The following is a 13,100-nucleotide window of genomic DNA, read 5'->3' on the forward strand; positions in this document are numbered from 1 at the left end:
GCTACCGGGCCTGAGGAGATACCGGTTCTCCATATTTCGGCCCGATGGTGCGTTCGTCGAGGCTGTTTCGCCCGGCCTGAACACCTGAGCGCCCCGCTCGTCCTCCTCGCGGAGGGCAGGCGGGGCGCTCTTTCATGCGTCCTCAGCCAGGCGAGATGATCACGTTGGGCCTGCCCAGGCAAGCGCGGTTCCGGCCCACCCGACCATCGACCCCAAGATGATCACACCTAGGATCATGAGACGTGCACGCATACGTCCTCCTCCGTCTCTGTGCTTGGTAACGAGCATGCTCAGCTGGACTTTTTGCCGCAATGCCTTTCAGCCCCCGCCAAAAGGTGCGGCACCCGGGTGTACCTCTCCGGGCCAGGCGGGGCACTTCATGCGTTCGGAAGCCGCTACAGATGACCTTCGGCCTTGAGCCGCGCTTCCCACTCGGCGATGACCTCGTCGGCCAGGTCGACGGCGTCGTACTTCTGAGCGCCCGAGGTGATGGACCGCTCGGGAGTCCTCGCCGTACGCCGACCTGGTACGGCCCTCTCCCCTGGGGATGATGCCGCGGCCGCCCCGCCCCCGCGGGAACACGGAAGCCCCGCCGCTCTCCTCCGGAGCGGTGGGGCTTCTCGCGTTGTACGGCTACCGTCAGAACGGCGTGCTGCTGGGCGACAGCGTGACTCTGACCTGGTAGTCAGGGCCGCTCTGGTTGAAGACGTCCGGCCGGAACAAGTAGCTGACGCTGTTGGTCAGCGATGCGGCGGGGAAGGACTCAAGCAGGACGTCGTCATCCGAAGCGAGGGAGTCCTCCTCCCGGACGTTGATGGTGATCGGCCCCCCGCTGGCGCTGAACACGGGTGCGTCCGCGGCCGTGCTCCTACTGGTGACGTCGGTGCTGCCCGGCGGGCACGTGCCCGCCGGGGTGAACCTGAAGCACATGCGCGAATCCATCGGCATGATCCCTGTGCCGCCCTGCGGCCAGACGCGGTAGGACACGGGGAGAGGAGGCACCAGTCCAGGACCGGAGATCTTGACGAAGATCTCGTCGGTGCTCTCCTGCGTCCGCCACGCGACGATCTCATCCAGGGTGATTCGAATATACGGAGCGCCCTCGGCGGTGGAAGCGGAGGCGGTGGAGGGGGTGGCGACGAGCGGCGCCACAAGGGCTGCCCCCGCAACGACCCGAAGCAGGCTCTTCATTGGGTTCATACCCAAAGGATCACCGTGGCCGTTTGGAAATACCTTGGTCATGACTAAGAGAAGACTATGGCTCCGGTCCAGTCGAGGGTGAGGTCATGCTCACCCGGCACGGTGATCGACCGCAGGCGAGCAGCGTAGCTACTCGTCCGTGGGCAGGCTCTCGATGGCGGCATTCATCCGGGCATGAAGCCGCTCTTGGTTGTGCTCGATGCCATCGGGACCTGCATGCCAGAGAACCCGGTGAACGTCAGGCGCGGGATCCCAGATCCGAGGCGAGGTATACCGCTGACGCATGCCAGCGACAGCGGCCGGCGGCCACTGGGTGTAGAGCACCAGGACATGACTCAGGCAGGGGATTCGCCCAGCCCGCGCCCAGTCGTTCACCGTCTTGGTCGCTCACCGTCTTGGGCTGGACGCCGAGGATGTCGGCAACCTCCTCCGGCTTCATCAGGCGCTCGGCGAGTGCCGACGGTCGGACGGGTCGGCGGGTTCCCCGTTGACGCGCTCGGCGCCTTGGCCGCCGCGATGCCCGAACGCCACCTGAAGTGAGATCCTCGGAACCATGATCATGCGAATCTGGCGGACACAGGTTGACGAGGCGCGGGCGGCGGAATATGAGCGCTTCGCGGCCGTGGAGTCGCTGCCGATGTTCCGGACGCAGCATGGCTTCCTCGGCCTGCTCTTCGGACGCAACGGCAGCGCGTGTGCGGTGACGACCCTATGGGAGGACGACGCGGCGGCGGATGCTCTCGAGGAGTCACCGAGCTACCGGGAGACGGTCGCCCGCATTGGCGCGGCGGGATTCCTGACGGGCCCGTCGGTGGTCGAGCGCTTCACCGTGCACGGCAGTCATCTTCCCGACGGCTCCTGACACACGAGAAGAGCCTCCGCCACAGCGGGGGCTCTTCGTGTTCGACGGCCCCGTTCCTCCCTCCGAAGGACGGACCCACCGCTCCGACCGGACCTCTGGGTAACGCCAGGGCGCACACACGTCCGGCGAAGTCGACACCTGCGAAGCGTTTCGTTGTAGACCACCAGCAGGAAATGAGTGCGGATCACGGCCTGCTCGATGCCCATCTCCTCGGCGAGCTGGAGCGCGGCCGACGACAACTCGAAGGCGGCGATGTTGCCGCGGCCCAACACCTTCCGCGCGGCGATGACCATGCGGTCGTACTCGAAGTGAGGGGTCGACTCCGAGGAGTAAACAGCGGGCCGCGCGTACGTTGCCTTAACTATGCCTGTCTATAGCTATGAGCTGGTACGGGCTTCTATGAGGACAGCTCAGGTCCTACGTACCGTCATCCTCGTGATCGACTACGACCCGACCCAGCCGAAGTGGCGACAGATCTACGACGTCGTCCGGGCGCGCATCGAGACGGGCGAACTGCCGCCGAAGACGCTCATCTCCGAGGTGAGGCTGGAGGCCGAGTTCGAGGTCGCCCGGGTCACGATCCGCAAGGTCACCGCACAACTTCGCGAGGACGGGCTGATCATCACGACGCCGGTCATGGGATCGTTCGTCACCGAGCAGGCCGACCGGTAGCGTGAGACGCGAGAGCCTCGGTCTGGGGAAGGACCGGGGCTCTTGCATGTCCGGGGTTACAGCTTCTCGACCTCCGTCACAGTGGCGACGAGCTTCGATGTGGACGGGCGCGTCGAGGTGAACTCCTCTTCCCGGAAGGTGACAGTCCCACCCTCGATGGTGAAGGTGTTCTCGGACGGGTACTCACCGCCCCGCACCTTGCAGGAGACCTGATACTCGGTGCCTTCGGGGAGTGGCAGCCGGTGCAGGTGGCCCGAATCGTCTAGGTGATGTTGCAACCTGCGGATCCGAAGCACTGCCTCTTCAGGGTCTTCAGCCGCACCCGGAAGTCCGCCGGCCGAGGGGTGACGATGGCCCCGGGGGTGGGCTCGCTTTCGGCGACGGGCTCGGTGCCGGCGAGGAGGGCGCCGCTGCCCTCCGAGGTCCACCCTCAGCAGGAGTACGGGGTGGCCCGCGATACCGTGCGGCGGGCGATCGGCTACCTCGCCGACCTCGGCCTGGTGCGCACGGTCGCCGGCCGGGGGCGTTCGTGCGCGCGGTGGAGGCGACGGTGGTGGCGATGGAGCGGGGGACAGACATCTTCACGCGGCCCCCACGGCCGCCGAGAGGGCGGAGCCGGACCTCGGTGCGGGTGTGTGGGTTCTGGTGACCGAGCGGGCCGGCGGAGGCGTTGAGGTGCTTCCTGGGGACGCGGCGGAGATCCGGCTGGAACGGCGAGAGGCCCCCGCGGTGGAGCGGGGGCCTCTGCCCGGCCGCGAGGCGAGGGCGACTCCCCTGCGCGGCCGTACGGGGACCTACGGGGTGTCGCCGTTGCGGTCCGCCCCTTGGCCTGTATCGGTCGGGTCTCTTGTCTACTTGCCGTAGCGGCGAGACGTGCCAAGATCATGCGTCACACATGCGCCATGATCTTGGAAAACGCCGGCTCACACTGAACCAGACGTGTTGCATAACCGCGGGCCAGAGCCTAGATCGACCCGCTGACCAGCAGCGCCACACACTCCACATGGTGGGTCATCGGGAAGGCGTCGAAGGCGCGCAGGTCGGCGAGGCGGTAGCCGCTCTCGGCGAACCAGGCGAGGTCGCGGGCCAGGGTGGCCGGGTCACAGGAGACGTACACGATCCGAGTGGCCTCAAGCGCGGTCACCCGGTCGACGACGTCACGGCCCAGACCCGCCCGGGGCGGGTCGACGACGACCAGGTCCGCGCGCTCGATGCCGAAGCGGTCGAGGGCGTTCTCCACCCGTCCCCTGGCGAAGCGCGCCTGGGGGAGGTCACGGAGATTACGCTCCGCGTCGCGGACGGCGACGGACTCGGACTCGACGCCGAACACGGCCCCCTCGGGGCCGACCGCCTCGGCGAGTCCGGCGGCGAACAGGCCGACGCCGCAGTAGAGGTCGAGGGCCCACTCGCCCGGCCGCGGTGCGGCGAACTTCAGGACCGCGTCGAGCAGGGTGGCGGCGGCGCCGGGGTGGACCTGCCAGAAACCGCTGCCGGTGACCTGGAAGTCGCGCTCGCCGACGCGCTCGACGAGATGGTTGCGGCCGTGGACGACCCGGCTGCGGCCCTTGCCCTCGTCGACGAAGACGGCCACGCTCGTGTCGAGATCGGGTACGGCCACCGTGCGCCGGGGCCTGGGGGCGACCACGACCGCCTGGTCGCCGGTGGAGGAGGCGATGACCTCGACCGAGGAGGCGTTGCGCCAGTTCATCACCTCGGCGCCGACGTTCTCGACCTCGGGGTGGGCGATCAGGCAGGCGTCCACCGGCTCGATGTCGTGGGAGCGGTGGCGGCGCAGGCCCAGCCCGCCCTCGCGGTCGACGGCGAACTGGACGCGGGTGCGCCAGCCGAGACCGTCGGGGGCGCCCGGGACCTCCTCGACGACGCCCTTCCAGTCGATTCCGCCCAGTCGCTTGAGCTGCTCGGCCACCACGTCGGCCTTCAGGCGGCGCTGGGCGTCGAGGGAGGCGTGCTGCCAGTCGCAGCCACCGCAGCGGCCGGGCCCGGCGAACGGGCACGGCGGACTCACCCGGTCGGCGGAGGACTCCAGGATCTCGACGGCGTCGGCCCGCAGGAACCGGGAGGTCTCCTCGGTGATCTCAGCCATGACGCGCTCGCCGGGCAGCGCGTGCCGCACGAAGACGACCCGGCCGTCATGGCGTGCGACACACCAGCCACCGTGCGCAACCGGTCCCACCGTCAGTTCGATCGCCATGGCCGTTGCCCCCAGAGAATTCGTCGTCGGTCGAGCCTCCTTGCGGTCAGGAGCGCATGTGCAAGGTTATGCCTTGACGTCCTCGTCCCGGGCCGCCTCCTGCCGCGGGCGGCGGGAGGCCCCCGGCGCGAGGGGCTCTGGGCGGCCCTTGAGCCGGTCGGAGGAGTGCAGCTGCCAGGGCACGCTGATGACCATCACACCGGGCTGGAAGATCAGGCGGGTCTTCAGGCGCAGCGCGCTCTGGTTGTGCAGGATGTGCTCCCACCAGTGGCCGACGACGTACTCGGGGATGTAGACGCTCACCACGTCGCGGGGAGAGCGGCGGCGCAGCGACTTGACGTACTCCAGGATCGGCCGGGTGATCTCGCGGTAGGGCGAGTCGAGCGTCTTCAGCGGCACCGGGATGCCGCGCCGCTCCCACTCCTCCTGCAGCTCTCTGGCCTCCGCGCCCTCCACGCCCACGGTGATCGCCTCAAGCTTGGAGGGGCGGGTGGCGCGGGCGTAGGCGAGGGCACGCAGGGTCGGCTTGTGGATCTTGGAGACCAAGACGATGGCGTGGTTGCGCGCGGGCAGTATCGACTCGTCCACCGCCGAGTCGTCGACGGCGAGCTCGCGGGACACGTTCTCGTAGTGGCGGTGGATGCCCTTCATCATCAGGAACAGCACCGGCATGGCCACGCAGACGATCCACGCCCCGTGGGTGAACTTGGTGAACAGCACGACCAGCAGGACCAGGCCGGTCATGACGCCGCCGAAGAAGTTGATGGTCCGCGAACGGTACATCTGGTGGCGGACCTTCGGGTCGGTCTCGGTTCTCAGACGCCGGCTCCAGTGCCGGACCATGCCGATCTGGCTCAGCGTGAACGACACGAAGACGCCCAGGATGTAGAGGTTGAGCAGGCGGCTGACGTCGGCCTCGAAGCCCCACAGCAGCAGGCAGGCCCCGGCGGCGAGGATCACGATGCCGTTGGAGAAGGCGAGCCGGTCGCCCCGGGTGTGCAGCTGGCGGGGCAGGTAGCGATCCTGGGCCAGGATCGAACCGAGCACGGGAAAGCCGTTGAAGGCGGTGTTGGCGGCGAGGAACAGGATCAGCGCGGTGACGGCCGAGATGACGAAGAAGGGCAGCGAGCCGTTTCCGAAGACCGCGTCGGCGACCTGGGAGATGATCGGCTGCTGGTAGTAGCCGGGCCCGGCGGGCCGCCCGTCGATGAGCACGTCCCGGAAGGCGACGGCCGGGTCGGCGACCTTGACCCCCGAGGCCAGGCCGAGAGAGATGATGCCGACGAACATCGTCACCGAGACCAGGCCCATCATCAGCAGCGTGTTCGCGGCGTTCTTGCTCTTGGGCTTGCGGAAGGCGGGCACGCCGTTACTGATCGCCTCGACACCGGTGAGCGCGGCGCAGCCGGAGGAGAACGCACGCAGGATCAGGAAGGCCGCCGCGAAGGAGGTCAGGTCGGACTGCTCGGCGACGATCTCGTATCCGGCGGTGGGCGCGCGCAGTTCGTCGCCGAGGACGAACACCCGGAAGCCTCCCCACATGATCAGGCCGAGGACGGCGAACATGAAGGCGTAGGTGGGGATCGCGAAGGCCGCGCCGGACTCCCGGATGCCGCGCAGGTTCACCAGTGTCAGCACGATGACGATGAGGATCGCGACCAGCGGCTTGTGCTGGGCGACATAGGGGATGGTGGCCCCCACGTAGTCGACGCCGTTGGCGACCGACACCGCGACGGTCAGCACGTAGTCGACCATCAGGGCACTGGCGACGGTCAGACCGGCGTTCGGGCCGAGGTTGACCGTGGTGACCTCGTAGTCGCCGCCCCCGCTCGGGTAGGCGTGCACGTTCTGCCGGTACGAGGCGACGACGGTGAGCATCACCACCACGACGGCGACGGCGACCCAGGGACTGAAGTGGTAGAAGGAGACTCCGGCCAGCGAGAGGATGACGAGGATCTCCTGCGGGGCGTAGGCCACCGAGGAGAGCGCGTCACTCGCGAAAACAGGCAGTGCGATGCGCTTGGGAAGCAGCTGCTCGTGTAGCTGTGTGCTGCGTAGCGCACGCCCGATGAAAAGGCGTTTGACAAGGTCCGTCACCTTCGACACGTCTGCTGATGCTAGTCGTTATTACCCGGCTCCACTCACGCGGCGCTCCTGGGGGGCGCCATACTGGCTGAATACATCGGGAACAAGATCCGCCTCACAGCGACCGGCGGGGGAGCATGCATATCGTGATCATGGGGTGTGGCCGGGTTGGTTCGACTCTGGCGCACATCCTCGAGGACAGCGGCCACTCGGTCGCGATCATCGACCGTGACCCGCAGGCGTTTCGCCGCCTGCGGGCCGGGTTCCGGGGTCGCAGGGTCACCGGGATCGGCTTCGACCGGGATGTCCTGGAAGAGGCGGGCATCGAGGCCGCGGGCGCCTACGTGGCGGTGAGCAGTGGCGACAACTCGAACATCATCTCCGCCAGGGTCGCCCGCGAGACGTTCGGCGTGGACAACGTCGTGGCCAGGATCTACGACTCCCGGCGCGCCGAGGTCTACCAGCGGCTGGGCATCCCCACGGTGGCCACGGTCCGCTGGACCGCCGACCAGATCCTGCGCCGCGTCCTGCCCGAGGGTGCCGAGCCGCTCTGGCGCGACCCCAGCGGGCGCGTGGTGCTGATCGAGGTGGCCTACCACCCCGGCTGGATCGGCGCCCCGGCGCGGAGGCTGGAGGAGGCCGCGGGAACCCGCCTGGCGTTCATCAACCGGATCGGTGAGACCCTGCTGCCCAAGAACGACTCGGTGGTGCAGGAGGGGGACGTGCTGCACGTCATGGCGGTCGAGGCGGACATGGACCGCATCAACAAGGTGCTGTCCGCGGCACCGGAGGAGGGGCACTGATGCGCGTCACCATCGCCGGCGCGGGGGCGGTCGGCCGGTCGATCGCCGCCGAACTCCTGGAGAACGGCCACGAGGTCCTGCTCATCGACATCGACCCCAAGGCCATCAAGATCGACACGGTGCCGCGGGCGGAGTGGCTGCTCGCCGACGCCTGCGAGATCTCCTCGCTGGACGAGGCCGGCCTGGCCGACTGCCACGTGGTCGTCGCGGCCAGCGGTGACGACAAGGTCAACCTCGTGGTGTCGCTGCTCGCCAAGACGGAGTACGGCGTGCCCCGCGTGGTCGCCAGGATCAACCACCCCAAGAACGAGTGGCTGTTCAACGAGTCGTGGGGCGTCGACGTGGCCGTCTCGACCCCGCGCCTGCTGAGCGCGCTGGTCGAGGAGGCGGTCAGCGTCGGCGACCTGGTGCGCCTGATGACCTTCCGCCAGGGCCAGGCCAACCTGGTCGAGCTCACCCTGCCCGAGGACGCACCGGTCGTCGGCCACCGCGCGGGCTCGGTGCCGTGGCCGAACGACACCGCCCTGGTCGCGATCCTGCGCGAGGGCCGGGTGCTGGTACCCACCGCCGACGACCCGCTGGAGGCCGGCGACGAGCTGATGTTCGTGGCCAGCCAGGAGGTCGAGGAGGAGCTGGCCGAACTCCTCTCCCCGCACCGCGCGCCGCGCTGAGCGGAGAGGCTTCGGAGCGGCACGACGGTCCGAAGCCCTCTCAGAGGTGCCCGCCGGGGGACGGCGGAGCGGGCCTGTCGCTCAGGAGGCCGCGGGCCGCACCGGGGTCCGGCCACGGGCCAGAAGCCACACCATGGCGGCGAGCGCCGCGACCTGGAGCGGCCAGCCCATCGCGATCTTGAGGATGCCCAGCTCGGCGACCGCGTCGTCCCTGCCGATCAGGTAGACGGGGAGCTGCACCGCCACCCGGACCACGCACGGGATCATCAGCAGCCAGGTGAGCCTGGTGCACAGCCTCACCACGGCCGGATCCGCGCGCCACGCGGTCGGGTCACCGGTGACGGACCCGATGAGGAACCCCACCACCGGCCATCGGGTGACGATGGACAGCAGCATCACCACCGAGTAGCCGGCGTTGTAGAGGATGCCGGGCAGGAAGACGTCCTCCGCCTGGCCGGTGCGGGAGGCGAAGAACGCGCCGATGCCGATGCCGATCAGGCTGTTGATCACGAACTGCGGCGTCGAGCGCTGCACCAGCCGCACGACGAGCAGCAGCACCGCGGCCGAGATGCTGACGATCAGGGAGCGCTTCAGATCGGAGGTGGCGATCCACATGCCGGTGAAGGCGATGGTGGGCACGGCGGCCTCGATGACGCCCCGCACCCCGCCGAACGCCTTGGCAAGCTGACTGCGGATCGCGGCCTCGACCGTGTCGTGCGCGGCGGTCTCGCCGGTGGAGGTCATCTTCTCGCTCACCGTTCCGTGGTCATCGATCGCTCACGCACCGCCTGCCGGGCGCAGCTCGTATCTGGGGTTGAACATGACTTTGCGCCCATCCTGAATGCTGACCAGCCCTTCGGCCAGCACCAGGCGGCCAGGTTCGATGCCCGCGATCTTCCTGCGGCCCAGCCAGATCAGATCGATCACATCGGAACCGTCGTAGAGCTCCGCCTCCAGCGCGGGAGCGCCCCCGCGAGGGCGCAACGTCACCGTCCGCAGGGTACCGCTCACGCAGAAGCGCCGGCGCCCGCCACACGAGACGATGGGCGTGGCGCCTTGGCGGTCGAGGTCCTGCTGAAGCTCGTCGGCCTCCAGCTCGGCCTGACCGGCGGTCAGCCGGCGAAAGAAGCCTCGCAGACCGCTCTGTTTATGCGGTTCCTGAGAACCCACGGACCTCTCCTTCACGTACGAGTCGAATCAGCGTACGCGATCCGGCCTCTCAGCGGATCTCCGCGATCTCCGGTCCCCGGTCGAACGGGTCCAGGTCGGGCCTCTTGCCCCCGGCGGCCTGCTGCTCCACGGCCTGCCTGGCCTCGGGGGGCAGCCGGAGCTCGATCGCCTCCTTGGGGGCCATCGGCTCGTCACCGCGTACCACGACTATGTCCCGGACGACATCCTCCAGCGTCGCGGCGACCTCGGTGTCCTGTGCGGCGCGCCCGCTGATCACCGCGCGCAGGAACCAGCGCGGCCCGTCCACCCCGATGTAGCGGACCGGCTGCTCGACGCCCTCGGCGGGGATCCTGGCGGCCAGCTCGACGCCGAACGCCCCCTCCCGCTCCTCCGCGGTGCCTCCGGCGCTCTTCACCCCCTCGGCCAGCTCGGCCCTGACCTCGTCCCAGATCCCGCTCCGCTTGGGCGCCGCGAAGGCGTGCACCTGCAGAGCGCTCTCGTTGAACAGGACCACCGCACCGACGATCTGGTCGCCGGCCAGGTTGAGCTGGACCTCGAAACCGGGACCGACCGGCAGGCGCATGCCTCCGAGGTCGACCCGCTCACGCTCGGGGTAGGGCTCGTCGGCGTCCCACGGGCCCGACTCCCGCGCCGGGACCTGCGGGATCTCGTCCACCGCGGCCTTGGCGGCCGGGGACTCCTCACGACGGCGACGTCGGAACATTTTCCTCACGCTCCTTGAAGTTTCACTGGTAACTCATCCCCCGCCGGATACGGCGGCGGGTGGCCTCCGGGACCGAAGGTGCGCCCAGGTTCCGGATCATCGTCCGCCCCCTCCCTCACCTCGCCGGAGTCACTCCCTACTCAGCGGCCCGTGGACCCGAACCCGTCCGCGCCTCGCGCCGATCCGGGCAACCGGTCCGCCTCGTAGAACATCGCCCTCTCCACCTTCTGGATCACCAGCTGCGCGATCCGGTCCCCCCTGCGCAACCGCACGGTCTCCTTGGTGTCGGTGTTGAGCAGCGTCACTCTGATCTCGCCCCGGTACCCCGCGTCCACGGTGCCGGGCGCGTTGACGAGCGTCACACCGTACCTGGCGGCCAGGCCCGAGCGCGGGTGGACGAACGCGGCGTACCCATCGGGCAGCGCGATCGCCAGCCCGGTGCCGACCGCGGCCCGCTCTCCGGGGAGGAGTTCGACGTCCTCGGCGGCGTGCAGGTCGGCGCCTGCGTCACCCGGGTGGGCGTACGACGGCGGCGGCAGGTCGGCGTCGAGCCGGTGGATCAGCACCTCGACGGTGTGGGTCACGGGTTCACCTCGTACTCGTGGTGCTCGTCGATGATCGCCTGGGCGTCGCCGTGTTCGGCGAAGTGCTCCATGCCCACCTCGATGAAGAGCGCTGCGGCCCGCACGGCGACCGGGCCGTCCGGGGAACCGATCCGGCCCTCAGCCTCAAGGTACGCCTTCCTGCCCGACATGCCGTTGCACCAGGCGCGCATATGCAGGACGGTACCGACCGGAACCGGGGCGAGATAGTCGGTCTCCAGCCTCGCGGTGACGTAGGGGCGCTGGAAGAGCCAGACCAGCATGCCGATGACCTCGTCCATCGCCGTGGCGAGCACGCCGCCGTGCGCCAGGCCCGGCGCACCCTGATGCGCCGTTCCCACGGTGAACGTGGCGACCACCGTGACCCCGTCAGGGGTGACGGCGGTCAGCCGCAGGCCCGTCGGGTGGTCCTCACCGCAGCCGAAACAGCCGCTGTAGTGGGAACCGAGGGTGGCGCCGGGGGCGGGCCCGCCGGGGAGCGGCCGTGGCAGGACGGCGTCTGGCGGAGGGGTGGTCAAGGCGGAACGAGTCACGGAGCAGAACGTTACCCCCTGGGCTGCGGTGATTCCTCATCCACCGGCTTTCCCGCTTCCGCCGCCGGTTCCGCCCCGCCCGGGTCGGGATGCGGCGAGGCCGGTGGCAGGGCGAGCGGTTCGTCACTGCTGAGCTCGGGCAGCGCCCGGTAGATCACGGCGGCCACCGGCACCGCCACCGCGGCCCCGGCGATACCCGCCAGGATGCCGCCCACGGCCAGCACCAGGATGATCGCCAGCGGGTGGAAGTGGAGCACCCTGCCGACGATCAGCGGCTGGAGCACGTGGTTCTCCAGCTGCTGCTCCACGATCAGGATGCCGATGAAGATCAGAGCGTAGATCGGCCCCTTGGCGCCAAGGGTGACCAGGGTGGCCACGGCACCGGCGAAGAAGATGCCGACGATGGGGATGAAGCTGGCCAGGAAGATCAGCACCGCGAGCGCCGCCCAGAGCGGCACCCCCATCCCGGCGAGCACGATGCCCATGACCACGCCGTGCACGGCGGCCACCGCGACCGTGCCCTGCACGTAGTGCGAGAGCGTCACCCAGGCGGTCCGCCCGGCCCTGTCGACGCGCGGCGCGACCCCGCCGAACCCCTTCAGGAACCACGACCAGATCCGGTCGCCGTCCTTGAGCATGAAGAAGGTCACGAACAGCAGCAGCACGATGGAGGCCAGCACCTCCAGCGCCACCGTGGCGCCGGTGAGGACCGTCTGGGTGATCTCGTTGCGCTGGTTGGTCATCTGCTTGCCGATCTCGTCGACCCAGCTGCTGATCTGGGTCGGCTGCAGATGCAAGGGCCCGGTGTAGAGCCAGTTCTCCACGTCCTTGGCCGTCCGGCGCACCTGGTCGACGAGGCCGGGGAACTCCTCGTTGGCACGCACCCCGATGATCCAGCCGGTGCCGCCGAGCACCGCGAGCGCGACGATCATGGTGACCCAGGTGGCGTAGATGGGCCGCATGCCCATCGCGCGAAGCCGCCTGGTGACCGGGAACAGCAGCGCGGTCAGCAGGAGCGCGATGGCCACCGGCAGTATCACGATGTGCAACGTCGCGATGAACTGGGCGAAGTAGAAGACGGCCCAGCCGATGATGATCAGGCAGAGGCTCCACATCGCGAGGCGCAGCACCGTGCGAGGCACCAGGTTGGTCAGGCGTTCCCGATCGGAGATCACACTTTCCAGACTGTCACGCCGGGAAGGGAAATGCGCGAGGGTTGTCGCAGGGACATGGAAAGCGATGCCCGGCCGTACGACCCCGCCGGGGACGCGCCCACCGGCGGCGACGGAGGCGGAGACCCGCCCGCTCCGGGGCTCGGCGTCGGCCGACCGGGCCGGACGCCCGCTCGGTCGGGTCCGGGCGCCGACCCGCCGGGGCCGACGCCCGGCCGACCGGGATCAGCACCCGCCCGGTCAGGGGCAGGTGCTCACCCGGCTGAGGTCAGCGCTCATCCGGCGGGCGGGAGATCACCCTGTCTTCGAGGTAGCAGCTGCAGTTGCCACATCCTGGCGGCATGCCCGTCCTCCTCTCACCTGTCCTGCTGCCTTGACCGTACGACAGGATTCC

15 protein-coding genes are annotated in these 13,100 nt (G+C 69.2%); 5 read left to right on the forward strand and 10 right to left on the reverse strand.

Features of this window, described 5'->3' with window-relative positions:
- Positions 1 to 639: 639 nt before the first annotated feature.
- Complete coding sequence (locus tag AB0J58_RS35040; RefSeq protein WP_364223993.1) at positions 640 to 1,242, reverse strand: hypothetical protein; 603 nt, start codon at positions 1,240 to 1,242, stop codon at positions 640 to 642.
- Positions 1,243 to 1,753: 511 nt separating this feature from the next.
- Here AB0J58_RS35040 and AB0J58_RS35045 point away from each other — a divergent pair.
- The 3 genes from AB0J58_RS35045 (at position 1,754) to AB0J58_RS35055 (ending at position 2,734) form a co-directional block, all read left to right on the forward strand.
- Positions 1,754 to 2,062 carry an antibiotic biosynthesis monooxygenase gene (locus tag AB0J58_RS35045; RefSeq protein WP_364223995.1) on the forward strand — a complete coding sequence of 103 codons (309 nt, stop codon included), beginning with the start codon at positions 1,754 to 1,756 and terminating at the stop codon, positions 2,060 to 2,062.
- A 177-nt stretch (positions 2,063 to 2,239) separates the two neighbouring features.
- Positions 2,240 to 2,374 carry a hypothetical protein gene (locus tag AB0J58_RS35050; RefSeq protein ID WP_364223997.1) on the forward strand — a complete coding sequence of 45 codons (135 nt, stop codon included), beginning with the start codon at positions 2,240 to 2,242 and terminating at the stop codon, positions 2,372 to 2,374.
- A 123-nt stretch (positions 2,375 to 2,497) separates the two neighbouring features.
- A complete protein-coding gene (locus AB0J58_RS35055) occupies positions 2,498 to 2,734 on the forward strand; it encodes a winged helix-turn-helix domain-containing protein (RefSeq protein WP_364223999.1) in 237 nt (78 codons plus the stop codon).
- Positions 2,735 to 2,790: 56 nt separating this feature from the next.
- Here the strand turns inward: AB0J58_RS35055 and AB0J58_RS35060 are convergent, their stop codons facing one another.
- From AB0J58_RS35060 to AB0J58_RS35070, 3 genes are all read right to left on the reverse strand, one after another.
- Positions 2,791 to 3,012: a hypothetical protein gene (locus AB0J58_RS35060; protein WP_364224001.1), complete on the reverse strand. Its 222-nt coding sequence runs from the start codon at positions 3,010 to 3,012 to the stop codon at positions 2,791 to 2,793.
- Positions 3,013 to 3,698: 686 nt separating this feature from the next.
- Entirely contained in the window at positions 3,699 to 4,946 is a 1,248-nt protein-coding gene (locus tag AB0J58_RS35065) for a class I SAM-dependent RNA methyltransferase (RefSeq protein WP_364224003.1), read from the reverse strand.
- Between the two features lie 66 nt (positions 4,947 to 5,012).
- Complete coding sequence (locus AB0J58_RS35070; RefSeq protein ID WP_364224005.1) at positions 5,013 to 7,052, reverse strand: APC family permease; 2,040 nt, start codon at positions 7,050 to 7,052, stop codon at positions 5,013 to 5,015.
- 116 nt (positions 7,053 to 7,168) lie between these two features.
- Here AB0J58_RS35070 and AB0J58_RS35075 point away from each other — a divergent pair, with 116 nt between their 5' ends.
- Together AB0J58_RS35075 and AB0J58_RS35080 are read left to right on the forward strand one after the other, a co-directional pair.
- Positions 7,169 to 7,834, forward strand: coding sequence for a TrkA family potassium uptake protein (locus AB0J58_RS35075; RefSeq protein WP_364224007.1), 666 nt, complete (start codon positions 7,169 to 7,171; stop codon positions 7,832 to 7,834).
- A complete protein-coding gene (locus AB0J58_RS35080; protein WP_030914802.1) occupies positions 7,834 to 8,505 on the forward strand; it encodes a TrkA family potassium uptake protein in 672 nt (223 codons plus the stop codon). The genes AB0J58_RS35075 and AB0J58_RS35080 overlap by 1 nt, the downstream gene beginning before the upstream one ends.
- An 81-nt stretch (positions 8,506 to 8,586) precedes the next feature.
- Here AB0J58_RS35080 and AB0J58_RS35085 read toward each other — a convergent pair whose 3' ends face one another.
- The 6 genes from AB0J58_RS35085 to AB0J58_RS35110 form a co-directional block, all read right to left on the reverse strand.
- A complete protein-coding gene (locus tag AB0J58_RS35085) occupies positions 8,587 to 9,249 on the reverse strand; it encodes a DUF3159 domain-containing protein (protein WP_343967686.1) in 663 nt (220 codons plus the stop codon).
- A 33-nt stretch (positions 9,250 to 9,282) separates the two neighbouring features.
- On the reverse strand, positions 9,283 to 9,675 hold the full coding sequence (locus AB0J58_RS35090) for an OB-fold nucleic acid binding domain-containing protein (RefSeq protein WP_030914810.1): 393 nt from the start codon (positions 9,673 to 9,675) through the stop codon (positions 9,283 to 9,285).
- Between the two features lie 49 nt (positions 9,676 to 9,724).
- Positions 9,725 to 10,399 carry a DUF3710 domain-containing protein gene (locus AB0J58_RS35095; RefSeq protein ID WP_364224009.1) on the reverse strand — a complete coding sequence of 225 codons (675 nt, stop codon included), beginning with the start codon at positions 10,397 to 10,399 and terminating at the stop codon, positions 9,725 to 9,727.
- Positions 10,400 to 10,539: 140 nt separating this feature from the next.
- Positions 10,540 to 10,983 carry a dUTP diphosphatase gene (dut, locus tag AB0J58_RS35100; RefSeq protein ID WP_364224011.1) on the reverse strand — a complete coding sequence of 148 codons (444 nt, stop codon included), beginning with the start codon at positions 10,981 to 10,983 and terminating at the stop codon, positions 10,540 to 10,542.
- Positions 10,980 to 11,534, reverse strand: a complete 555-nt coding sequence (locus AB0J58_RS35105) for a PaaI family thioesterase (RefSeq protein ID WP_343967588.1) — start codon at positions 11,532 to 11,534, stop codon at positions 10,980 to 10,982. The genes dut and AB0J58_RS35105 overlap by 4 nt, the downstream gene beginning before the upstream one ends.
- An 11-nt stretch (positions 11,535 to 11,545) precedes the next feature.
- Positions 11,546 to 12,709 carry an AI-2E family transporter gene (locus AB0J58_RS35110; RefSeq protein ID WP_364224013.1) on the reverse strand — a complete coding sequence of 388 codons (1,164 nt, stop codon included), beginning with the start codon at positions 12,707 to 12,709 and terminating at the stop codon, positions 11,546 to 11,548.
- Positions 12,710 to 13,100: the final 391 nt, after the last annotated feature.

It is taken from the genome of Streptosporangium sp. NPDC049644, from assembly GCF_040675205.1.
GTDB classification, from domain to species: Bacteria; Actinomycetota; Actinomycetes; order Streptosporangiales; family Streptosporangiaceae; genus Streptosporangium; species Streptosporangium fukuiense.